At 74.5% G+C, this 23,266-nt stretch carries 13 protein-coding genes; 2 read left to right on the forward strand and 11 right to left on the reverse strand.

Annotated elements, in window-relative coordinates; translation table 11 throughout:
• Window positions 1–16: 16 nt before the first annotated feature.
• Complete coding sequence (locus MXD59_RS21135; RefSeq protein ID WP_248826361.1) at window positions 17–769, reverse strand: helix-turn-helix domain-containing protein; 753 nt, start codon at window positions 767–769, stop codon at window positions 17–19.
• Window positions 770–816: 47 nt separating this feature from the next.
• On the opposite strand from MXD59_RS21135, the gene MXD59_RS21140 reads away from it, so the two are divergent.
• Window positions 817–1,818 (forward strand): TIGR03564 family F420-dependent LLM class oxidoreductase, encoded by a 1,002-nt coding sequence (locus tag MXD59_RS21140; RefSeq protein ID WP_248826362.1) that lies wholly within the window; start codon window positions 817–819, stop codon window positions 1,816–1,818.
• 92 nt (window positions 1,819–1,910) lie between these two features.
• Here MXD59_RS21140 and MXD59_RS21145 read toward each other — a convergent pair whose 3' ends face one another.
• Window positions 1,911–2,354, reverse strand: coding sequence for an SsgA family sporulation/cell division regulator (locus MXD59_RS21145; RefSeq protein ID WP_248826363.1), 444 nt, complete (start codon window positions 2,352–2,354; stop codon window positions 1,911–1,913).
• 277 nt (window positions 2,355–2,631) lie between these two features.
• Here MXD59_RS21145 and MXD59_RS21150 point away from each other — a divergent pair, with 277 nt between their 5' ends.
• A complete protein-coding gene (locus MXD59_RS21150; protein ID WP_283097256.1) occupies window positions 2,632–3,027 on the forward strand; it encodes a BlaI/MecI/CopY family transcriptional regulator in 396 nt (131 codons plus the stop codon).
• A 572-nt stretch (window positions 3,028–3,599) separates the two neighbouring features.
• On the opposite strand, the gene MXD59_RS21155 is transcribed toward MXD59_RS21150, so the two are convergent.
• The 9 genes from MXD59_RS21155 to MXD59_RS21195 all read right to left on the reverse strand — a co-directional run.
• Entirely contained in the window at window positions 3,600–4,733 is a 1,134-nt protein-coding gene (locus MXD59_RS21155) for a M56 family metallopeptidase (protein WP_248826365.1), read from the reverse strand.
• A gap of 409 nt (window positions 4,734–5,142) precedes the next feature.
• Complete coding sequence (locus MXD59_RS21160; protein ID WP_248826366.1) at window positions 5,143–6,177, reverse strand: FecCD family ABC transporter permease; 1,035 nt, start codon at window positions 6,175–6,177, stop codon at window positions 5,143–5,145.
• Window positions 6,174–7,250 carry a FecCD family ABC transporter permease gene (locus tag MXD59_RS21165; RefSeq protein WP_248826367.1) on the reverse strand — a complete coding sequence of 359 codons (1,077 nt, stop codon included), beginning with the start codon at window positions 7,248–7,250 and terminating at the stop codon, window positions 6,174–6,176. The genes MXD59_RS21160 and MXD59_RS21165 overlap by 4 nt, the downstream gene beginning before the upstream one ends.
• Window positions 7,247–9,178 carry an ABC transporter ATP-binding protein gene (locus MXD59_RS21170; RefSeq protein WP_248826368.1) on the reverse strand — a complete coding sequence of 644 codons (1,932 nt, stop codon included), beginning with the start codon at window positions 9,176–9,178 and terminating at the stop codon, window positions 7,247–7,249. The genes MXD59_RS21165 and MXD59_RS21170 overlap by 4 nt, the downstream gene beginning before the upstream one ends.
• Window positions 9,175–10,980 carry an ABC transporter ATP-binding protein gene (locus tag MXD59_RS21175; RefSeq protein ID WP_248826369.1) on the reverse strand — a complete coding sequence of 602 codons (1,806 nt, stop codon included), beginning with the start codon at window positions 10,978–10,980 and terminating at the stop codon, window positions 9,175–9,177. Before MXD59_RS21175 ends, MXD59_RS21170 begins: the two co-directional genes overlap by 4 nt.
• Entirely contained in the window at window positions 10,977–11,894 is a 918-nt protein-coding gene (locus tag MXD59_RS21180) for a TauD/TfdA family dioxygenase (RefSeq protein ID WP_248826370.1), read from the reverse strand. Before MXD59_RS21180 ends, MXD59_RS21175 begins: the two co-directional genes overlap by 4 nt.
• A 2-nt stretch (window positions 11,895–11,896) precedes the next feature.
• The gene (locus MXD59_RS21185; RefSeq protein WP_248826371.1) at window positions 11,897–12,943 is read right to left on the reverse strand and encodes an ABC transporter substrate-binding protein; all 1,047 of its coding nucleotides are present in this window, start codon (window positions 12,941–12,943) and stop codon (window positions 11,897–11,899) included.
• Window positions 12,944–13,040: 97 nt separating this feature from the next.
• Window positions 13,041–17,369: a non-ribosomal peptide synthetase gene (locus tag MXD59_RS21190; protein ID WP_248826372.1), complete on the reverse strand. Its 4,329-nt coding sequence runs from the start codon at window positions 17,367–17,369 to the stop codon at window positions 13,041–13,043.
• Window positions 17,366–23,266: non-ribosomal peptide synthetase (locus tag MXD59_RS21195; RefSeq protein WP_248826373.1), on the reverse strand; the 5,901-nt coding region annotated here is incomplete at its 5' end. The genes MXD59_RS21190 and MXD59_RS21195, both read right to left, overlap by 4 nt.

The following is a 23,266-nucleotide window of genomic DNA, read 5'->3' on the forward strand; positions in this document are numbered from 1 at the left end:
ACGTCCCCGCCGCGGCTCACACGGCGGGGGCCAGGACGAGGATCGAGCTGGCGGTCCCGCCGGCGGGACGCAGCAGATGGGCGGTGGCCGGCTGGCCGTCGAGCCGCAGCGACGGGTGACCGAACGCGCCGACGCCGCGGCAGTCCCACCACGGTCGCAGCCTCGGATGGTCGGCCCGCAGCAGCCGGCCGATCTCGGTGATCCGCGCGTCGTCGGCGTGCAGGTTCGCGGCCATCCGGAACTGCCGGGCCAGCGCCGGCAGCAGCGCGGCAACCGGGGCGGACGTCGTGGCCAGCAGCCAGAGCACGTGGCGGGTGGCCGGCTCGTGGTCGCCGGGATCGCCGAACACGCGGTTCCACGCCACGTTGGTGGCGAGCACGTCGAGCCGACCGTCGAGCAACGCCGCGGGGGCGACCGGCCAGGTCCGCAGCAGCCCCACCAACGCGTCCCCGTCGTGGGCGAGGGGTGGTTGCGGCGCGGTGAGACGGCGCAGGTGCGCGCGGCCCACCGCGTCCAGGGACAGGACCCGACCCACCGCGTCGAGGACCTGCCCGGACGGTGTCACCCGGCCCTGTTCCAACCCGGTGTACCAGGTGAGGCTGACGCCAGACAGGGCGGCCAGCTCCTCGCGGCGCAGGCCGCGGGTGCGGCGCCGACCGCCACCGGGCAGCCCGACGCTCTCGGGTTCGATCAGGTGGCGGTAGGCGCGCAGGCAGGCACCCAGCTCGCGCCGCCGGGCCGCGGAGCCTGTCACTGTCACTTGCACCATCGGTGGGCTCCTGGTTCGCGGTGGCGGGTCGGACGAGGCTGGGTCGCGTGATCCGTATCGGTGTGAACCTCGCCGCCGGGCTGGGCACTCCCAGCTCCGGCAACCTTGTCGATGATCTCGTCGCGACGGCCGGGGCGGTCGCCGCCGCCGGAGTGCCCACCGCGTGGCTGTCCCAGGGGTACGGCTACGACGCGGTCGGTGTGCTGACCGCGATCGCCCGGGAGGTACCCGGTATCGAGCTGGGAACGTCCGTCGTGGTCGTCCAGCCGCGTCACCCGCGGGTGCTGGCCGCGCAGGCACTCACCGCGCAGGCCGCGGCGCACGGACGGTTCACCCTCGGCCTCGGGGTCAGCCACCTCGGTCTGCTGGAGGTCTACGGCCAGCAGTTCCACCGGCCGGTCGCGGCGCTGCGCGCACATCTGGACACCCTGCTGCCGATCCTGTCGGGCCGCGCCGTTCCCGGTGCCACCGGGCCGGGCTCCCAGGCCACGGACAGTGCTGTGCCGGGTGCGACGGCCCGCGTCCCGGTGCTTCTCGGCGCGCTCGGCCCGGCGATGCTGGACCTGGCCGGACGGCGCGCCGACGGCACCATCACCTTCCTCGCCGGCCCCCGCACCATCGGTGATCACGTGGTGCCGCGCATCGGTGCGGCCGCCCGGGCCGCGGGCCGTCCGACGCCGCGGGTCGTCGTGGGACTGCCGGTGGCGGTCACCGCCGAACCGGAACGGGTGCGCATCGGCCTGGATGTCGAGTACGCCGGTTACGCCCGGCTGCCCTCCTACCGCGGCGCGCTCGACCGCGACGGATTCGCCGGGCCCGGCGCGATCGCCGTCGTCGGCGACGAGGACACCGTCGTCGCCGATCTCGCCGCCTACACCGCCCTGGGCGCCACCGACATCCTCGTCAGCCTGGTCGGCACCGCCACCGAACGCACCCGCACCCTGTGCGTTCTGGGCACCGTGACCGCGGCCGGCCTCGACATGCGCAGCGGTCTCAAGGGCGGGACGGGCTACCAGGCGGGGCGGACTACCGGGCGGGGCGCAGGCTGAGACCGGCGTCAATGAGGAAGGTGGCCCAGCAGGCGCGGATCGCCGCTGAGATCTCGGCGGCACCGCGCCATGGACAACTGGGATACACGGCGCTACTGCTCGGCGTCTCCGCGTAGACGGGCCAGTTCGGCGTTCCAGTCGACGTGGTCGCCCTCGGCGCCGGGGGGGACGGCCTCGTAGGCGTCCCGCAGGAAGGCGACGACCGTCGGGTAGGGAAGCTGCACCTCGGCGCGGCCGGCGGCGGAGGTGAACGACAGGGCGAGCAGCCGGCTCTCACCGTGGAAGGCCGGGCGTACCTCGACCGCACCCACCCCGGCGGGACGACGGCCCCCGTCGATGAGCAGCTGGCGGGCGAACGTCCAGGTCACCGTGCGGACGTCGGTGGTGCGCAGGCGCAGCCGCACGGCGTACGGGTCGGCCCGGTCGAAGCCGAGCGTCGCGGTGAACGGCAGGCGCGCACCGTCGGGCTGCAGGTAGTAGGCGGTCATCGCCCGTTCGAAGGATCCATCGCCGGCCGGCCCGCCCTGCGACGACATCCCGTCCTCCTGCTCCCTGGACCCCGCGGATCGTCCTGACTTCGCCGCACCGCGTTCGCGTCCGGTACGGGCGCGGCCCTGGCACATCGTCACACACGGGCGCCTGGGACCCAAGGCCGGGAGCAGGTGCGCAGGTCAGCGTCCTGGCGATACTTCTCGCCGACGCGACTGTCGTCTTTTCCGCCCACGAACGGTGGAGGTTGACAGGTGACACACAGGTGATCATGGGACACTCGGGAGCAGGGGCGTTGGCCCATGATGGTCGGGCGGAGGGCGGATGGTTCGGGCGAAGCGACCGTCGGGTGACCTCGAACGGTCGGTGATGCGGGTTCTGCAGGCAGCCGGCCGCCCCCTGACACCGCGGGAGATCCAGCCGCTGGTCGGCTCCGACCTCGCCTACACGACCGTCCTGACCATCGTGACCCGCCTGTACGACAAGGGCCTGGTCGAACGGGAGCGCGCGGGCCGCGCCTTCGCCTACCGGCCGGTCGCCGACGAGCCGGGTCTCGCGGTCCGCCGCCTCCACCAGATCATCGACGGCGAACCCGACCGGGAGATCGTCCTGAGCCGCTTCCTCGGCTCCCTGTCGAAGCGGGACGAGCACCTCATCCGCCAGATGCTGTCCGATCTCGACACCCGCCCAGCCGACCGCCCAGCCCCACCAGCCGACTAACCCACCGGCCCGTCGCTCGACTCCCCCGGGCCGTTGCGGCCCAAGGCCGAGGCACAACTTCGAGGTGGCGATTCGGGCACGTCACCGATCAGGTGGGGTATCCAACCGGAGACATCGAGTAGTGATCTCACCCGCCGGGGCCGAGACTCCGCCCAGATGCCGCCCAGCGCGACCATGGGTAGCGAATCGACCACTTCTGGCCATGCTCCGCCCACGTTCGGACGGACGCGCGGCTCGTCTCGCCGCATGCCGAGGGTTGTTCGGCCGCATGCCGAGGGTTGTTCGTCAGATCGGGACCGAGATCCTCGAACAACCCTCGGCACCCCATGATCCCAACCGCGATCCTGACCGGGATCTGACCGGGATTCGACCGCCCTGGGGCGATCGGCACCCACCATCACGGCTCGGCAGCCGCCAGCTTTGGTGCGTGCCGGAACGCCGGAACGCCGGAACGCCGAGACGCCGGAACGCCGGGAGACCGGAACACCGGGAGACCGGAATCGAAGCATGGCGCGGTTCAGAGGGAGGCGTTGAGGCGAGGCGGGCAAGGGGAGGCCGGCGAGAGGAGGCGGTTACCGGCGGTCCCTGCTGGCGGTGGTGAGGAGTTCGTTCAGGTCGTAGACGCATTCGCCGGTCCAGACGACGGTGCCGGCTGCGAGCAGGAGCGGCGTGGCGAGCAGCCAGCGGCGGGACCTGGGGGGACGGGTCATGGCGGCCATCCGGCGGGGAACCACCTGTGGTGGGGAGCTGATGGCCAGGTAGACGCCGCGTGCGGTGGGGGCCTGCGCGTCCGGACCGTCGTGGGAGCTGGAGGTCCGGGGGTCGACCGCGGCGAGGGCGGCGTGGGCGATGGCGCGGGCGACGTCCGCGCGGTCGCCGACGACCTGGGCCGCGGCCTCGTCGGCGGCGCGTTCGATCAGGTACTCGACCTTGCGGGTCATCGGCCACAGGATCGGCTGGAGGAGACCGGCGAAACGGGCGAGCCAGACCAGGCGGTGGTGATGGCTGGTGAGGTGGGCGCGTTCGTGGGCGATGATCGCCTCGAGCATGTCCGCGTCGACGGCGGAACGCAGGCCGGTGGTGACCACGACCCGGCCCGGGCGGCCGTGTCGGCCCGGGCGGCCGGGAAGCGCGAACGCCTCGACGCGCGGGTCCGCCACCAGCACGACCTCGACACCGAGATCGGAACCGGATGCGGCGCCGAGGTCGCTTCCGGCCCCGATCCGGCCGGCCCCGATCCGGCCGGCCCCGGCACCAGCAGCGGCACCAGCACCAGAGGTGGGCTCGGTGTCGTCGGTGTCGTCGGTGACGACGAACACGGCGGAGCTCAGGCCGTCCACGGTGGACCAGGCGGTACGCAGGGCGCGGCGGTAGCGCAGGTAGCCGTGGACGACGAACGCGGTCGCCGCGGCGGTCCACACCACGGCGACGGCCGACACCCAGGCGACGTGGCGGGTGTCGGCGCGGACGACCTGATCGGACCAGTCGCCGAGGTTGGCGACGGGGGAGGTCTCCGCGGCCGCCTTGAGCGAGAAGGCGATGATGTTGACGAAGCTCGACACGGCGACGACCACGGCCGACCAGGTGATCACCGGCGCGGCGAGATCGGGGCGGATACGCTCGGCGAGCAGCCAGGTGCCGAGCAGGGTGAGCAGCGGGACGCCCAGTACCGAGAGCACGAAATGGTCGAACACGGGCTTCCTCACCTCCGGCTGTCCGCGGGTGGGCGGTGCGCGCGCCAACCCGGCGATCAGCGCTTGCGCGCACCGGTTCCCAGTGTGCGATCCCCGGTCACGAAATATGGGCTGTCGCCAGTATCCGTATCCGCCGCGTCCCGTCGTGACCCACCAGGTCACTCGAGTCCGTGGATCAGGCGGCTCCTCCGAGGCAGCCGCCCACGCTGACTCCCACGGCCACGGGACGGGAACGGATACTGGCGCCACCTCATATCCAGGGGCCCCACGGCGCGGGCCGTTACCGCCGGGTGCGAATGGGGCCCGCCGGGCGCGCCGTCCCCCGGGCACGGCGTCCCCTCGGGTGCGGCGTCCCCTCGGGTGCGGCGTCCCCTCGGGTGCGGCGTGTCACCGGGTGCGGCGTGTCACCGGGTGCGGCGTGTCATCGGGTGCGCCATTCGCGGGAGAGCAGCCACAGCAGGTAGACGCCGCCGATCGCGCCGGTGGCCAGGCCCACGGGGAGCTGGGTTCGTCCGAACAGGTGCTGACCGGCGAAGTCCGCGGCGACCATGATCAGTGAGCCGGTGAGGGCCGCGGAGCCCAGCGAGGGGGTGGCTCGGCGGACCAGGCGGCGGGCGATCTGGGGGGCGGCGAGGGCGACGAAGGCGACGGGGCCGGCGGCGACGGTGGCCGTCGTCGTCAGCGCCACGCCGCAGCCGAACAGCGACAGGCGGGTGCGTCGCACGGGCACGCCGAGTGCCGCGGCGGTGTCGTCGCCCTGCTCCAGGATCGCCAGCGGACGACCCAGCACCAGCGCGACGGGCACCAGCACCCCGCAGGCGGCCCACACCGGCCACGCGTAGCTCCAGCCGCGTCCGTTGAGGCTGCCGACGATCCACAGCTGCGCGGCCTGGGCGTCGGCGAGGGACGCGCGGCTGAGCAGGTAGCCGTTGACCGACTCGAGGATCGCGGTGACGCCGATGCCGACGAGCACCAGCCGGCTGCCCAGCGACCCGTCACGCAGGGCGAGCAGGTAGACGAGCGCGGCGGTGACGAGTCCGCCGAGCAGCGCGCCGACCGGGACGCCGACGGCGGCGTGCGGGAACACCAGGATGACCGCGAGCGCGCCGGTGGCCGACCCGGTGGTCAGACCGATGATGTCGGGGCTGCCCAACGGGTTCGCGGAGATGCTCTGGAAGATGCCACCGGCGACGCCGAGGGCCGCACCGACGGCGATCGCGATCAGCAGTCGCGGCAGCCGGAACCGGTTGACGATCACCTCCAGGCCGGGCGGGCCGTGCCCGACCAGGCTGCGTACGACCTCGCCGGGGCTGGCCGGATAGTCACCGGTCATCAACGTCCAGACGCCCAGGACCAGCACCCCGACGGCCAGGATGGTGCTGACCGTCAGGGTGCGGGGGCGCATCCGCAGCGCGATCCGGCCGGAGGCCACCCCGAGCAGCTGCCCGCCGCTCACAGCCGGCCCATCCGGCGTCGACGGCACAGCGCGATGAACACCGGCGCACCGACGAAGGACATGACGAGGCCGACCTCCAGCTCACTCGGGGCGATGATCAGACGTCCGATCAGGTCGGCGGCGATCAGCAGGATCGCGGCGAGCACCGCCGAGTAGGGCAGCACCCAGCGGTTGTCCTGGCCGACGAGCAGGCGGGCGACGTGGGGCACGGCGAGGCCGACGAAGCCGATCGGGCCGGCGATCGCGGTGGACGTCCCGGCCATCACGATCACCGTGACGGCGCTGGCGACGCGCACCGCGGTGACGTTGACGCCCAGCACCTGACCGGTGTCCTGGCCCAGAGCGAGGGCGTTGAGACCACGGCCGAGTCCGAGGGCGACGACGGCGGCGACGAGGATGAACGGTCCGAGCTGCCACACCAGGTTCAGGCCGCGGCCGGCGAGAGAGCCGATGACCCAGAACCGGTAGCGGTCGAAGGCCTGCCCGTCCAGCAGGAGGACGGTGGTGACGAACGCGGCGAGGGCGGCGCCGACGCCCGCGCCGGCGAGCACCATCCGGTCCGGCGAGGGGTAGCGTCCGGCCGAGCCGAGGGAGTAGACGAGGGTGGCGGCCGCGGCGGAACCGGCCAGGGCGAACCAGACGAACGCCACCGGGGCGGTGATGCCCAGCAGGGCGATGGCGATGACGACCCCGGCGGACGCGCCGATCTCGATGCCGAACAGGCCCGGGTCGGCGAGCGGGTTACGGGTCATCGCCTGCATGATCGCCCCGGACAGGCCCAGTGCCATCCCGGTGAGCGCGCCGAGGATGACCCGGGGCAGCCGCACCTCCCGCACGATGTAGGCGGCCTGCCCGCCGTCGTCACGGTGCAACGCGTCCCAGACGGTGCCCAGCGGTAGGTGTTTCGCGCCGAACGCGAGGCTCAGGCCGGCCATGAGCACGAGGACGGCGAGCGCCAGTACGAGTCCGCCCGCACGCAGCCCGGTGCCGCGGCGACGCTGGGCGGCCTGGGTACGGTCGGCCGGCGCGGCGGCGGTTTTGGTCTCGACGACGGAACCCGACATGATCGTCATGGTGCCTGCTCGCCGACCCGGACGGTCACCGGGATGTCCCGCTCACGCTGGCCCGCACCGTCGCTGGGGGTGGCGGTGCTGGGGGTGGCGCGGCTGGCGGACCAGGCGTGCCACAGCTGGGCGTAGCGGCCGCCGGTGGCGACCAGCGCGTCGTGGGTGCCCTGCTCGACGATGTGGCCGCCGTCCAGGACGACGATGTGCTCGGCGGTGGCGGCCTGGCTGAGGCGGTGCGCGACCAGGACGGTGGTGCGTCCGCGGGTGACCTGGCGGGCGGCGGTCTCCAGGAGCCGGGCTCCGGCGCTGCCGGCCTCGGCGGTCGCCTCGTCCAGGATGGCGACCGTGGGGTCGGCCAGGGCGAGGCGGGCCAGGGCGAGCTGCTGGGCCTTCGTCGCGTCGAGGTCGTGGCCGTCCGCACCGATGACGGTGGCCAGGCCCTCGGGTTGGGTGCGGGCCCAGGCGGCGAGGCCGACATCGGTCAGCGCCGCCCACAGCGCGTCGTCGGACGCGTCGGGGGCGGCCAGGCGCAGGTCGTCGGCGAGGGTACCGGCGAACACGTACACCTCCTGGGTGACGAGGGTGATGCTGGGTGCGGGCGAGGTCGCGTCCACCGGGCGACCGTCGAGGTGGATGGTGCCGGCGTCCGGTCGGTGCAGGCCGGCGAGCAGGCGCGCCAGCGTGCTCTTGCCACCGCCGCTGGGACCGACCAGCGCCACGGACGTGCCCGCCGGGACGGTCAGGTCCAGCCCGTGCAGCACCTCGTGCCCGGGCTGGTAGGAGTAGCGCACCCCCCGTGCGACCAGCGAGCCCGCCGACGCGTCCGGTGCCCCGGCGACGTCCGGCGTGGGAACAGCCGGCCCGGCGACCGCTGGCGCGGGGATGGCTGGCGTGGGAGCAGCCGGCGCGGGGAGGGCTGGCGCGGGGAGGGTGGTCGGCGGGGAGGTGACGGGGAGGTCTGCGACGCCGATGAGGCGGGCGAGGCTGGCGGTGGCGGACTGCAGCGTGTCCAGCAGCATCAGGACGGCGTTGATCGGGCCGAACAGGTTCGCGAAGTACAGCGCGGCGGCGCTGGCCGTGCCGATGCTGACCGCGCCGTCGTGGACCAGCCAGAATCCGGTCGCGAGCACGGCGGCCAGGCCGGTGAGTTCGGCGATGTTGAGCCGGCCGAAGAACCGGGTCTGCAGGTAGGTGACGGCGGCGATCGCGTCGATGGTGCGGTCGACGCGGTGGCCGAGGCGTTCGACGTGGTCGTCGGCGAGGCCGAACGCGCGGACGGTGGGGGCGCCGGCGAGGGTGTCGAGCAGCTGCTGCTGTTCCCCGGCGGCGGACCGGCGGCGCTCGCCGTAGATCGGTGCGCTGCGGCGCAGGTACCAGCGGGTGGTGGCGGCCTGGATGGGCACGGCGGCGACGAGCGCGGCCAGGCCGAACCGCCAGTCCAGGGCGGCCAGGCCAGCCACGGTGAGCACGATGACCAGGGCGGCGGAGACGAACTCGGGCACGGCGCTGCGCACGGCGTCGCTGACCATCGCGATGTCCTCGGTGATCCGGGACGTCAGGTCGCCCGACCCGCCGCGTTCGACGCGTTCCAGGGGCAGGTCCAGCGCGCGGTCGACGAACCGTTCCCGGGTGGCGGCGAGGAAACGTTCACCGATCTGGGCGACCAGGCGCAGTCCGACGTAGCTGGCCGCGCCCTGGCCGACGGCGGCCGCGGCCAGCAGCACCACCGGCCAGGCCAGGCCCCGGGTCGTCCGGTCGGCGGCGAGGTCGACGACGTGTCCGAGCAGGGGGGCTGCGGCCAGGCCGCAGCCGGCGGCGGCGAGCAGGGCGGCCAGGGCCAGCCAGACCTGGGTGCGCTGTGCGCGCAGGACGCCGCGCATCGCCGTCCTGGTCCGGCGGGTGTCGGCGACCGGCAGCAGGTGGGGTTCGGTCATGACAGGACGAGCTTTCGGTAGGTGTCACTGGTACGGACAAGGCTGTCGTGGTGACCGTCGGCGTCGAGATGGCCCGCGGCCAGCAGCAGGACCCGGTCGGCGGCGGCCAGCAGCGCCGGGCTGGTGGTGACGACGACGGTGGTGCGCCCGGCGCGCAGGGCGCGCAGCCCGGCGGCGATCTGTGTCTCGGTGACGCTGTCGACGGCGGTGGTCGGGTCGTGCAGGACGAGCACCGGCGGGTCGGCGTGCAGTGCCCGGGCGAGGGCGACCCGCTGGCGTTGCCCGCCGGACAGGGAACGGCCGCGTTCGGCGACGGCGGTGTCCAGGCCCGCGGGCAGGGCCGCGGCGACCTCGTCGGCGCGGGCGGCGCGCACGGCCGGTTCGACGTCCACACCGGTGCGTCCGGCGGTGATGTTCTCCCGGACGGTGCCCTCGAACAGGCTGGCCTCGTGCGGGGCGACCAGCAGTGTGCGGCGCAGCACCGCCGGTTCCAGACAGGTCAGCGGGGTGCCGTCGAGCAGGATCCGACCGCCGGACGGATCGGCCTGGCGGGCCAGGTAGCGGACCAGGGTGTCGGCCGCGCCCGGGTCGGTGCAGGCGACGCCGACCAGCTCGCCGGCGGCCACGGTGAACGCGGCGCCGGTGAGTCCGCCCCCGTCCACTGCGGCCAGCACCAGCTCACCGCGGGGTTCTCCCGCCGGTGAACCGCCGTCCCGCTCGACCTTGACGGTGGCGGTCGGCTGGATGTCCTGGGCGGATGGGGGTGGGGGGAGCGCCGGGGGGTCGTCGAGGACACCGGCGATGCGGCCGGCGGAGGCTCGTCCGGCGGCGATGGACGCGGAGATGTCCCCGAAGGTGCCCAGTGGGCCCTGGAGGAACTGGGCGAGCCCGACCGCGGCGACCAGCTGGCCGACGGTGATGTCGCCGTGGGCGCCCAGCCAGCCGCCGACCAGGGCGACCAGGGCGAGGAACAGACCGTTGAGGGTGCTGACCGCGGCCGTCTGGCCGGCTTCGGCGCGGGTCGCGAGCAGGGTCGCGCTCAGGGAACGGCCGCTGACCGCGCGGTAGCGGGTGCGGCCGGCGTGCTCGGCCCGCAGCCCCTTGAGCACCCGCAGGCCGCGGACCAGGTCGACGGCGGTCGCGGCCGCCTGCGCGGCGTGTTCCTGCTGGTCGTCGGCCCGGCGTTCCAGGGGGGCGCTCAGGCGGCGCACGAGCAGCAACAGCAGCGGGGTGCCCACCAGGATGAGCAGGCCCAGCGGGACGGAGACCACGAGCAGCGCGATGCTCGCGACGATGGTGCCGACCGCGGCGGCCACGGCGTGGGGCAGCAGGAAGTTCACCATCGTGGTGCGCCGCACGTCGCCGGTGGCGATCGACAGCAGCGCCCCGGGCAGCAGGTCGGTGCGGGTCAGGCCGCGGGCGTCGAGCGCGCGGGCGGTGACGGCCAGGCGCAGCGCGCGGTCGGCCCGCACCCCGGCGAACAGCGCCACCCGCATCCCGAAGCGGAAGCACAGCGACAGGGCGAGGAAGTCCACCACGAGCACGGCGAGCCACAGCAGCAGAGCCGTGCCGTCGCCGGTGCGGGTAGCCCGGTCGATGATGACACCGATGAGCACCGGGACGAGCGCCTCACCGCTCTGATGGCCGATGAACAGCCCCGCCGCGGCGGCGATCCGCGCCCGGTGCGGCCCCATCGACCGCCGCAGCACCCCCTGCGCCCCCAGCACCCCCTGTGCCCCCAGCACCGCCGCCGGCGCAGGTGCCGGCGGTTCCACCGACACCGCGGATGTCCCGGCGTTCACGCGGACGGCTCGGCCATGCCGACGGCGACCCGACGCGGGCCGGTGAACGGCTCCCGGCCGTGCGCCACCGCCATGTTGTCGACGATCAGCAGGTCATCGGGCTGGTAGTCGAAGCGGACCGTGGCCCGGCGGTAGCACTGGCGCAGGTGCGCGACGACGTCGTCGGGGATGACCCCGCCATCGCCGTAGAACGCGTTGTTCGGGAAACCGTCCGGACCGTAGCTCTCCCGCAGCACCTCACGGATCTCGGCCGGCAGGCTGCTCTCATGGAATATCACTACATGGTTGAACCACAACGGGAGGCCGGTGACCGGGTGATGGTGCACCGCGTCACGCACCGCGGTGGTGGCCAGGCCCTCACCGTCCGGGCCGGTCCAGCGGGCGCGCAGGCCGCCGGCGGCGCAGAACCGCTCCACCTCGGCGCGGCTGTCGGTGCCGAACGCGGTGTTCCAGCGCAGCCCGATGTCCGCGCCGTAGTTGCGGGCGACCAGCCAGCGGCGGCGGACGAACTCGGCCCGCACGTCCGGGTCGACGAGTTCGTGCACGGCGTGGACGGACGCCAGCGGCGTCGCCCCGAGGGTGTCGGGCGGTGTCACACAGTGGAAGAACAGGGTGCGTGGCCAGACCGCCTGGTACGACATCTCGTTGTGCAACGGGATCGTCGCCGCCGGCGGGTACTCGGTGGACGTGTAGATCCCCCCGGAGATGACGCTGCGCGGCGACGACTGTTCGGTGTAGGTCAGCGGCTCACCGGACAACGCCCGGATCGCCGCGGCGAGCCCGTCCGCACCGCCGACGTCGAAGCCGCGCAGCAGCAGCGCGCCGGCGGACACCAGACGGGCGCGCAGGTCCCGGTGGTGCCGGTGCAGGTGGTCGGCGACGACCCCCGCACCGGCGACGATCTCCGGAAGCACGCTCAGGCCCTGCCGGCCGCGGCCGACAGCTTCGGCACGATGTTCGTCAGCGCGAACGGGATGCTCAGGGTCGACGGGAACGCCATCGACAGCGCCGTGGGGGTGTCCAGCGGGACGTAGGAGCCGCGGGTGACCGCGGGCAGCGCCTGGAACAGCCGGTTGCCCTGGATCTGGGCCTTCTCGTCGTCGTCGCGGAAGGAGAACAGCACGATGTCGGCGTCGAGCAGTTCGGTGCGTTCCTCGGAGACGACCGCGCGGCCCGCCGGGCCCGCCGGCGGCAGGCTGGTGACCTTGGACGACAGGGTCAGGCCGAGTCCGGCGAGGAACTGCGCGGAGGCGTCGTCGGGCGAGACGACGGTGGCCAGCGCCCCTTCGGCGTTGAGCAGGCTGAAAGTGAACGTCCTGCCGGCGAACCGCGCCTGGTTCTTCGTTTTGGCCTCGGCGACCTGGGCGGTGACGGTGTCGACGAGCCGCTTGGCCTCGGCGTCACGGCCGAGGGCCTGGCCGATCCGGGTGACCCGGGTCTGCCAGGTGTCCTCGGAGACGTCCTTGTCGTAGGACAGGGTCGGGGCGATCGCGGTGAGGTTCTTGAAGTCGTCGGACAGGCTGTAGCTGTCGGTGGCGAGGATGAGGTCGGGGCGCAGCGCCGCGATCCGTTCGAAGGGCAGGTTGTCCTCGTAGCTGAGCTGCTCCGGGGCCTTCTTGCCGGTGAGCCTGGCCTCGACCCACGGCGGCAGACCGGAGTCGAAGTTCGTCGCCGGTGTGATCGCGACCGGGAGGACGCCGAGCGAGACCGCCTCGTCGGTGTCCCGTTCGAACCCGACGGTCACGATCCGCCGCGGCTGCGTCTTCAGGACGGTGTCGCCCTCCGCACCCCTGATCGTGAGCGGGAAGCCGGTGGTGGCGGTGGTGCTGGCGCCGCCGGTGGAGCCGGTGCTGTCGTCGCCGCAGGCCGTGAGGCCGAGCGCGACCGCCCCCGCGGACACCGAGGCCAGGAAGGACCGGCGGGACAACGCGGTGGCGGGACCGTGACCGGTCAGGTACTTCATCGGGTTGTGACTCCTTGACGTCGCGAACCGGAGGGTGTCAGTGCGGGTGGTGTCTGGTGCGGGCGGTGTCTGGTGCGGGTGGTGGGACGGGAAATCCTCAGGTGGGACGGGGTGCCGCCCGCAGTGCCGCGGCGACGAGCGGGCCGACGGTGCCCAGGGCCGCCGGGGACAGCAGGTCCTCGTGGTCCTGGTCGACGCGGTGGACGTCGAAGCGCCCGGTCACGTACGGCGCCCAGGCCCGCGGATCCGGCGGCGGCTCGGCGGGGTCAGCGGAATCGGCGGGGTCGGCGGGGTCGGCGGGGTCGGGGCGGGCCTGGAGGAACGTGACGGTGCCGGCGTACCGTCCGCGCGGGGTGCCGGTGTGGACGTCGGCGGTCGCGAGCAGGCTGTGCGCGAGAGCGGCGATGCGCTGCTCGGACAGGCCCGCCAGCAGGCTCGACGACTGGCTCGCCAACGCCCGTACGGTCGCCGGTGTCACCTCGTCGGGGTTCAGGTCGTCCACCGGATGGCCGGTGCGGGCCGCCAGGATGTGCAGGAACCGGGCGAACGCCGTCGTGCGATCACCGGCGGCGGCCCGGGCGGGCGGGTCGTCGCCGGGGTAGCCGTCCATCATGATCAGGACGGGGACGTCCCGGCCGAGGCGTTGCAGTTCGCAGGCCACCGCGTGACCGAGGACCGCGCCCAGCGACCAGCCGAGCAGGTGCAGCGGGCCGGCCGGTTCGGCGGCCATGATCGCCGCGGCGTAGCGGCCGGCGATCTCCTCGACGGTGGGGACGGTGCCGGGCGCCACACCCGTGGCCTGCACCCCGTAGACCGCCCGGTCGTGGCCGAGGTGGCGCAGCAGCGCGGTGTAGGACCAGCTCAGGCCCAGGCCCGGATGCACGCAGAACAGCGGCGGCTGGGCCGGCGGGCCCGACCGGGGCCGGGCCAGCAGCAGGATCTCGTCGAAGGCCTCGTCGCGGGGCGGCTCGCCGTCCCCGTCGATCCAGGCGGCGATCGCGGTGGGGGTCGGCGCCCGCAGCACCGCGCGCAGCGGCAGGTCGACTCCCAGGTCCGCCCGGATACGCACGGCGAGGCGGGCGGCCAGCAGGGAGTGGCCGCCGAGGGCGAAGAACGACTCGTCCACACCGACCCGCGCACGGCCGAGCAGGTCGGCGAACAGCACGCAGATCGCCTTCTCGGTCTCCGTGGACGGTGCCCGCACGTCGCCGTCGTCGAACGTCGGTGCCGGCAGCGCCCGCCGGTCGAGTTTGCCGTTCGGCGTGGTCGGCATCGCGGCCAGCACGACGATGGCGGCCGGCACCATCGGATCGGGCAGCCGCGCCGCCAGCGCCGCCCGCAACGCCACCGGATCCAGCGCCCCGGCGATGTCGGTAACGCCCGCGCTGTCAGGCATCCCGGTGTTCGCTGGGGTGACGGTGTTCGCTGGGGTGACGGTGCTGGCTGGGGTGACGGTGCCGGCTGGGGTGACGTAGCCGATCAGGCGGGTGGACGGGCCGTCGGTGCGGGCGACGACGGCGGCCTGGCCGACGCCGGGCAACGCGGCGAGCAGGGCTTCGACCTCACCGGGTTCGACCCGGTAGCCGCGGATCTTCACCTGGTCGTCGGCCCGGCCGAGGAACTCCAGGGTGGCGGTGTCGGTCCAGCGGACCAGGTCCCCGGTCCGGTAGAGCCGCTCGCCGGCGGCGAAGGGGTGGGCCACGAACCGGGTCGCGGTCTCCCCCGGACGTCCCAGATACCCGCGGGCGAGCCCCGCGCCGCCGACGTAGAGCTCCCCCGGCACACCCACCGGCACCGGTGAGAACAGGTCGTCGAGCACCAGGACGCCGAGTCCGGCGACCGCCCGGCCGATGTGCGGGGCGGCCGAGGGGTCGACGACGGTCCAGGTGGCGTCGACGGTGCATTCGGTCGGGCCGTAGAAGTTGAGCGCGGTGGTGTTCCGGGCGGTGCCGAGCTGGGTCCACAGCCGCGAACCGACCGCCTCGGCGCCGGTCGCCACCACCGCCGGCACGTGCTCGCCGCGCAGCAGCCCCTCGGCCAGCACCAGTTCCAGCAGGGACGGCGGGACGTCGAGAAAGTCGATCCGGGCCCGGCGGACCGTCGCCACGATGCCCGCCGGATCGCCCATCAGCTCGTCGGGCAGGAGGTGCATGGTGTGGCCGGCGAGCATCCACACCCACGGGTCCAGCGTCCCGTCGAAGGCGAACGACAGCACGTTGAGCACCCGCAGCGGCCGTCCACCGGCGCGGGCCACCGCGGGTTCGATCACGTCCCGGCGGTGCGCCGCGGCCAGGTTCGCCAGCCCGCCGTGGGTCGCCACGACCCCCTTGGGATGTCCCGTGGACCCGGAGGTGAACACCGCGTAGGCCGCGGCGTCGCCGCCCGAGGGCCCGCGCGGCTCGCCGTGGGCGACCCAGTCCCCCGGCGCGTCCACCAGCACGACCCGCCCGGCGAACCCGGCGCGCCCGACGATCCCCGTGGGCCCACCGTCCCGCCTGGTGACCTCCGTGGAGGTCACGATCACGGCGGGCCGGGACTGTTCCAGCACCGCGGCCACGCGCCGCGCCGGATGCGCGGGATCGACCGGCACCACGACGCCGCCGGCCTTCCACACGGCCAGCCAGGCGACCACGACGTCCACCGACCGGGTCAGCACCACCGCGACCGGCACCTCGGGACCCACCCCGAGTCCGGCCAGATGCGCTGCCAGCCGGCGCGCCGCCGCGTCCACCTCGGCGAACGTCAACGACACCTCCCCGCACACCACCGCGGTGCCGGGCGCCGCGGTGAGGCCGGTCGCGGCGGCGGGGGCAGCGGCGGCGGGGGCAGCGGCGGCGGGGGCAGCGGCGGCGGTGACCGCGCTGTCCCAGACGTCCAGCGCGGTGGTGGCGGAGGTGGCGGACGGTGCGGTGGTGGCGGTGAACGGGAAGGGGGCTGGGGCCGGAGGGAGCAGGCGGCCGACGGGTAGGCGGCCGTCGTCGGTGAGGATGCCGGCGAAGGCGTCGGCGAGGGTGTCCGCCACGGCTCGCACCCGGGCGGTGGCGATCAGGTCCGGGCGGTGTTCGATCTCCAGGGCCAGTCCGCCGCCGGGGGCGCCGCCGGGGTCGGCGACGAGGGTGACCGGGTAGTGGGTGGCATCGTCGGTGTCGGCGACGCTGACCCGCACGCCGAGCGCCGCGCGTACCCGGTCGATCTCCCCGTTGTCGACCGGGTACGACTCGACGACCAGCACGGTGTCGAACAGCTGGCCGAGTCCGGTGGTCGCCTGGATGTCGGCGAGGCTGAGCTGGTGATGGTCGATCGTCTCGGTCTGTAGCCGGTGCACGCGGGCCAGCAGGTCCGCCGCCGACTCCCACGGGTCGAGCGCGACGCGGACCGCGACGGTGTTGATGAACAGGCCGACCATGGTGTCGACACCGGGCAGTTCCGGGGGACGCCCGGACACGGTCGCCCCGAACGTGATGTCCCGGCGCCCGGTGAAACGACCCAGCGTCACCGCCCAGGCGGCCTGGATGACGGCGTTCACCGTCACGCCCCGCGCCCGGGCGAACCCGGTGAGCCGCGCGCGCACCTGCGCGTCCAACGGCACCGCCAGATGCCCGATCCCCGCGGCGCCCGACTCACCTGCGCGGCCCGCCTGAGCTGCGCTGCCCACCTGAGCTGGGCTGTCCGTCTGAGCTGGGCTGCCCGTGGCGGCGGGGTTGGCGGACGGCTCGGGGTCGGCGCTGGTGGGCGGCCGCGGGGCGAGCAGCGTCGGTTCGGTGACGCCGTCGAGCACGCGGCGCCACACCGCCAGGGAGACGTCCCGGTCCTGGCGGGTCAGCCAGGCGAGGAACTCCCGGTAGGGACGGGGACGGGGCAGCGGCAGGCCGGCGTGGAGCGCGAACAGGTCGCGGAGCAGCAGGGGCGCGGACCAGCCGTCCAGCAGGATGTGATGGTTGGTGATCACCAGCTGGTGTCGGGACGGGCCGAGCCGGATCAGCTCGAAGCGGATCAGCGGCGGCACGTCCAGCGCGAACGGCACCACCACCGACGAGGGCCGCGGCCACGGGGCCTCAGCCCCGGCCGTGGCGTCGGGGTCGGGGTCGGGGTCGGGGTCGGACGCCGGGTCGGCGATGGTGTCGGTCCAGGACACCGTGACGTCTCGCAGCACGACCTGGACGGGACCGGTCGGGCCGATGACGAAGGCCGTGCGCAGCACGGCGTGGCGCGCGACGAGACGCTCGGCGGCCGTGCGCAGCCGGACCGGGTCCAGCTCGCCGTCGAGGTTGATGACGGTGCGCACCGTGTAGGCGTCGCGCAGGCCCGGGTCACCGGCGTCGGCCAACGCGTGGAACAGCAGGCCCTCCTGCAGCGGCGCGAGCGGCAGGACCTCTTCGATGTTCGACCGGCCGGCGCCGCGTCGAGCGGTGATCGTACTGGTCACGGCTGGCGCCACCGTTCCTCAAAGGCGTCGAGTGTGTTCTGGTCCAGGGCCACCAGGGGCATGTCGGACGGGGTGTGGCCGCCGGCGTCGCCGTCCGCGACATGCGCGGCGAGGGCTTCCAGGGCCGCCAGCCACGCCGCCGCGAGCGCCTCGACCTCCTGGTCGTCGAACAGCGCCGCCGGGTAGGTCCAGCGGGCCCGCAGGACCGGCCCGGACGGGGTGTCCTCGGTGAACGCGGTGATCTCCAGGGGTGCGGCGGCCGGCGCGGTCGGGTCGGCGATGCCGCTCAGGTCTGCGAACCGCGCCGGTGTGGACCAGGCCGGTGCCTCGTCGGCGGTGTCGTCGGTGCTGGCGTAGCGGCCCAGGTAGTTGAAGACGAGCTGGGGTTCGGGTTCGCCCGCGAGCGCGGCGGCGGTGGTGGGGTTGAGCTGGCGCAGCAGGCCGTGGCCGAGCCCGTGGTCGGGCAGCAGCTGGCGGGCCTCCTTGGCCCGCCGGATCAGCTCGCCGGCCATCGCCCCGCCGGCCAGGGCGTCCTCGAGCGCCTCCCGCGCACCGGTGACGGCAGGCTCGGGCGGGGTGAGGTCGGCGACGTCGAGGCTGACCGGGTAGCGGCTGGTGAACCAGCCGACGGTCCGCGACACGTCGGACCCGGGCACCGCCGGTTCCTCCCGGCCGTGTCCCTCCTGGGTGACCCGGACCCGGGCCAGCGGCTGGCCGCGGTCGTCGGCCCAGGTCGCGACCGCGAGTCCGAGCGCGGCGAGCAGCACGTCGTCCACGCCGGTGAAGTAGGCCTCGCCGACGTCGGCGAGCACGGCCTGGGACACCTCGATCGGCGCGTCGGCGGCGACGGTGCGCTGCGTCGAGGTCAGGTCCCGGGACGGGTCGAGCGCGCGGGCTCCGAGCACCGGGTCGTCACCGGCGGCGGTGCGCAGCCAGTGGTCGAGTTCGGCCACCCGCGACGGGGTCCGGGCCGCGTCGACCAGGCCGAGCGCCCAGTGTCGGAACGAGGTTCCGGGCGGTCCGAACTCCGCGGCCTGGCCGGCGCGCGCCGCACGGTAGGCCTCGGCGAGATCGGGGACGAGGATGCGCCAGGACACGCCGTCGACCGCCCAGTGATGGGCGACCAGGCTGAGCAGGCCGCCGGCGGGGCCGGCGTCGAACCACACCACCTGCAGCAGCCGCCCGGCCGTCGGGTCCAGCCGGCCGGCGGCGGCGTCGGTCTCGGCCCGGACCACCTCGGCCACCTCCGGTGACCGAAGCGGCCCCGTCAGCGCCACCCGCCGCACCACAGGCCCGCCGAACCCTGCCGGCCCCTCGGACGCCGAGCCGGACGTCACCGAGCCGGATGCCGCCGAGCCGGATGCCGCCGAGGCGTCGGACGTCGGTGGCGCGTCGGGTACGGGGGCGCCGAGGGCGGGGATGGTCATCGCCCAGCCGTCGGGGCCGGTGGTGACGACGGCGCGCAGGGCGTCGTGGCGGGCCAGCAGGGCGTCGACGGCGGTGGTCAGGGTGGGCAGGTCGGCGTCGGACGGGGCGACGACGACGGTGGCCTGGGCGAAGCGGAAGCGCAGACCGTCGCGGGCGAGCACCGTGCGCATGATCGGGGTGAGCGGCACCGGGCCGGTCGGGGCGTGCGCGGGGGTGCTGGCACCGGTGGCGCCCCCGAGCGGGTTCGCGGCGGTCTTCGCCTCGGCGACGGTCGCGAGTTCCCCGAGGGTGCGCTGTTCGAAGACGTCCACCGGGGAGATCCGCAGACCGGCGCGGCGGGCGCGGGCGACGAGCTGGATGGACACGATGCTGTCGCCGCCGAGGGCGAAGAACGAGTCGTCCGGACCGACGTCGCTGACGCCCAGCAGCCCCGCGACCAGCTCGCACAGCAGCGCCTCGGTGGTGCTGCCCGCGGCCCGGCCGGTGCCGCGCAGGTCGGGGGCGGGCAACGCGCGCCGGTCGATCTTGCCCGAGGGCAGCAGCGGGAAGGTGTCGAGGACGACGACGACCGCCGGCACCATGTGCTCGGGCAGCCGCCGGCCCAGCCACACCCGCAGCGCGTCGCCGTCCGGAACCGGGCCGGCGGCGGAGCCGGTGGTGTCGGGGGTGATGTCGGGGGTGAGGTAGCCGACGAGCTGGCTGGCGGCGCCGCGGTGCAGGACGACGACGGCCTGACGGACATCGGGATGTTCGGCGAGGGCCGCCTCGATCTCCTGCAGCTCCACCCGCATCCCACGGACCTTCACCTGGTGGTCGGCGCGGCCGAGGAACTCCAGGGTGCCGCGCGGCGTCCACCGGGCGAGGTCGCCGGTGCGGTAGAGGCGTTCGCCGGGCGTCCACGGGTCGGCGACGAACCGGGCGGCGCTCTGGCGGGCGTCGCCGACGTAACCGCGGCCCAGGGGCAGGCCGCCGACGTACAGCTCGCCCTGCACACCCACCGGGACGGGGGCCAGTCCCGCGTCGAGCACGTGGATGCGGGTGTTCGGGTTCGGGGCGCCGATGCTGATGCCGCGCCGTGGCTCGGCGCCGCGGTACACGGCGTGGCTGACACCGATCGTGGCTTCCGCCGGCCCGTAGCCGTGGTACATGACGGCGTCGAGCTTCGCGCGGAACCGGCCGAACAGCTCCGGGGTGAGCGCCTCACCGCCGCACCAGACGTGGCGCAGGGTGCCCGCGGCCCGGCCGACGCCGGGCAGGGCGAGCAGCATGTCCAGCATGGACGCGACCAGGTAGGTGAAACTCACCCGCTGTTCGACGATCAGGTCGAGCAGGTACTCGATGTCGCGTTCGCCGCCAGGTCGGGCGACGACCAGGGCGGCGCCGGTGACCAGCGGCAGGAAGATCTCGTTGATCGAGATGTCGAAGCCGAGCGGCGCCTTGAACAGCACGGCGTCGCCGGGGCCGAACTCGAGCATGCCGCGCTGCCACAGCAGCCGGGCGGCGATCGCCCGGTGGCAGATCATCGCCCCCTTCGGTGTGCCGGTCGACCCGGACGTGTAGATGACGTACGCCAGGCCGTCCGGGTGCCCGGGCGCCACCGGCACGGGCCGTACCGCCGCGGGCAGCTGGTCGACGAGCAGCACCGGCACGTCCAGCTCCGCCGGCAGACCGTACGCGGCGGCGTCCGCCACCGAGGGGCCGTCCACCGAGGGGCCGTCCGCGGTGGTGGCGGGGATGCTGGTGGCGGGGGTGCTGGTGGTGAGGACGGCGCGCAGGTGGGCGGTGCGGTGGATGTCGGCGATGCGGCGGGCCGGCCAGGCGGGTTCGAGCGGGACGAACGCCGCGCCGGTGCGGCCGATGCCGAGCAGGGCGGCGATGAGCTCCGCCGAACGGTCCAGGTGCACGCCGACGATGTCCTCGGCGCCGATGCCGTGGGCCAGCAGCGCGGCGGCGACGCTGTCGGCGTGGCGGTCGAGCTCGGCGTAGGTCCAGCGGCGGTCGCCGTCGACGACGGCCAGGCCCTGGGGGGTGCGGGCGGCCTGCGCGGCGAACAGACTCGCGAGGTCGGCGTCCGGTACGGCGGCCGCGGTGTCGTTCCAGCCGGCGAGCAGCAGCTGACGTTCGGCCGGGTCCAGGACGTCCAGGCGTGACAGCGGGGTGTCGGGTGCGGCGGCGAACGCGGCGAGGACCCGGCGCAGCCGCGCGCCGATCCGTTCGACGCTCGCCTCGTCGAACAGAGCCGTGTCGTACTCGACGCTGCCCAGGTAGCTGCCGTCGGGTTGGGGGGCGGCGTCGATGGCCAGGTCGAACTTGGCGGCGGCGTCCGGATCGTCGTAGGGCAGGGTGGTGGCCTCGATGCCGGGCAGACCGCCTGGCGGCGGCCCGGCCGGGCGGAAGTCGACCATGGTCTGGAACAGCGGATGGCGTCCGGCTGCCCGCTGCGGGCGCAGCGCGTCGACGACCCGGTCGAACGGCGCGTCGGCGTGCCCGTAGGAGTCCAGGGCGACCTCGCGGACGCGGCCCACCAGCTCACGCAGGGTCGGGTCGCCGTCCAGGCCGGTGCGCAGGACGACGGTGTTGACGAAGAAGCCGACCAGCGGGTGCAGCGCCTCGTCGGAACGTCCGGCGGACAGCGCGCCCAGGGGGATGTCGGTGCCCGCGCCGAGCTTGTGCAGCAGCGCGCAGACCGCGGCGGTCAGCGTCATGAACTCGGTGGCGCCGACGTCCTGACCGAGGCGGCGCACCCCGTCGACGATGTCGGCGTCGACGGTGAACCGCACCGTGGCGCCCCGGCCGCGGGTGCCGGCCCGGCGCGGCCGGTCGACGGGCAGCGCGAGCTCCTCGGGCAGGTCGGCGAGGGTGTCCGTCCAGTGGCGCAGGTGCGCGGCCAGGGCGCTGGTCGGGTCGGTGGGGTCGCCGAGCGCGTCGCGCTGCCACAGGGTGAAGTCGGCGTACTGCACGGCCAGCGGCGCCCAGGTGGGTGCCGCGCCGGTGCTCAGGCGGGCGGTGTAGGCGGTGGCGAGGTCGGCGAGCAGCGGGTCGGTGGACCATTCGTCGCCGGCGATGTGATGCAGGACGAGTCCCAGGACATGGTCGTCGGGGGCCAGGCGCAGCAGGTCCAGGCGCACCGGTGGTTCGGTGAGCAGGTCGAACCGGTAGCCGAGGATGCGCGCGAGCTCGCCGTCGAGGTCCGCCTCGGTCACCTCGACGACCGTGACGTCGACGTCGCACCGCTCCAGCACCTGCTGGTAGGGGACGCCGTCATGGTCGGGAAACAGGGTGCGCAGCGCCTCGTGCCGATCGACGACATCGCCGACGGCGGCGGTGAGCGCGGCCGCGTCCAGCGGGCCGCGCAGCCGGGCGACGAACGGGATGTTGTAGGTGCTCGAAGGCCCTTCGAGGCGGTGCAGGAACCACAGCCGCTGCTGCGCCGGTGACAACGGCAACCGCACCGGACGTTCCCGGGCGACCAACGCCACCTCGCCCGCGGGCAGGCCGGCACTGGTCGTGGCGGCGGTGCTGGTGGCGGCGGTGCTGGTGGTGGCGGCCGTCGCGTCGGGGGCGGTGACGAGGGTGTCGACGAGGGCGGCGAGGACGGCGACGCCGGGATGGTCGAAGACCGCCCGCACCGGGACCTGCGCGCCCGTCAGGGTGCGCAGCCGGGCGATGAGCCGCGCGGCGAGCAGCGAGTGGCCACCCAGGGCGAAGAACGCGTCGCCCGGGCCGACGTCGGCGACCCCGAGCAGGTCACCGAACAGGTCGGCGAGCAGCCGCTCGGTCGGGGTGGCCAGCGCACGCTGCGCGGTGGCGCCGCCGGTGAACGCGGGTGCGGGCAGCGCGCGCCGGTCCAGCTTGCCGTTCGGTGTGCGCGGCAGCGCGTCCAGCACCACGATCACCGTGGGGACCAGGTAGTCCGGGAGCACCGCGGCGAGGGCGGCCCGCAGCCCGTCCGGATCGGGCGCAGTCGTGGTGGTCGGGGTGATGTAGCCGACGAGGCGGGTGGTGCCGGTGTCCGTGCGGGCGACGACGACCGCCTGGCCGACACCGGGCAGCCCGGCGAGCACCGCCTCGACCTCCCCGGGTTCCACCCGGTACCCGCGGATCTTCACCTGCTCGTCGACCCGACCCAGGAACTCAAGGGCCCCCACCGGCGTCCACCGCACCAGGTCACCGGTGCGGTAGAGCCGTTCGCCGGTGCCGAACGGGTTCGCCACGAACCGGCTCGCCGTCTCCCCCGGCCGACCCAGATAGCCCCGGGCCAGCCCCGCACCCGAGACGAACAGTTCGCCGGCGACACCGGCGGGTACCGGACGCAGCGCGGCGTCGAGCACGTGGGCGCCGAGGCCGGCGACGGGCCGCCCGATGTGCGGTGCCCGGCCGGACTCGACCACGGTCCAGGTGGCGTCGACGGTGCATTCGGTCGGGCCGTAGCAGTTCAGGCCGACGGTGCGTTCGGCCGCGCCCAGCTC

It is taken from the genome of Frankia umida (assembly GCF_023242945.1).
Lineage (GTDB): Bacteria > Actinomycetota > Actinomycetes > Frankiales > Frankiaceae > Frankia > Frankia umida.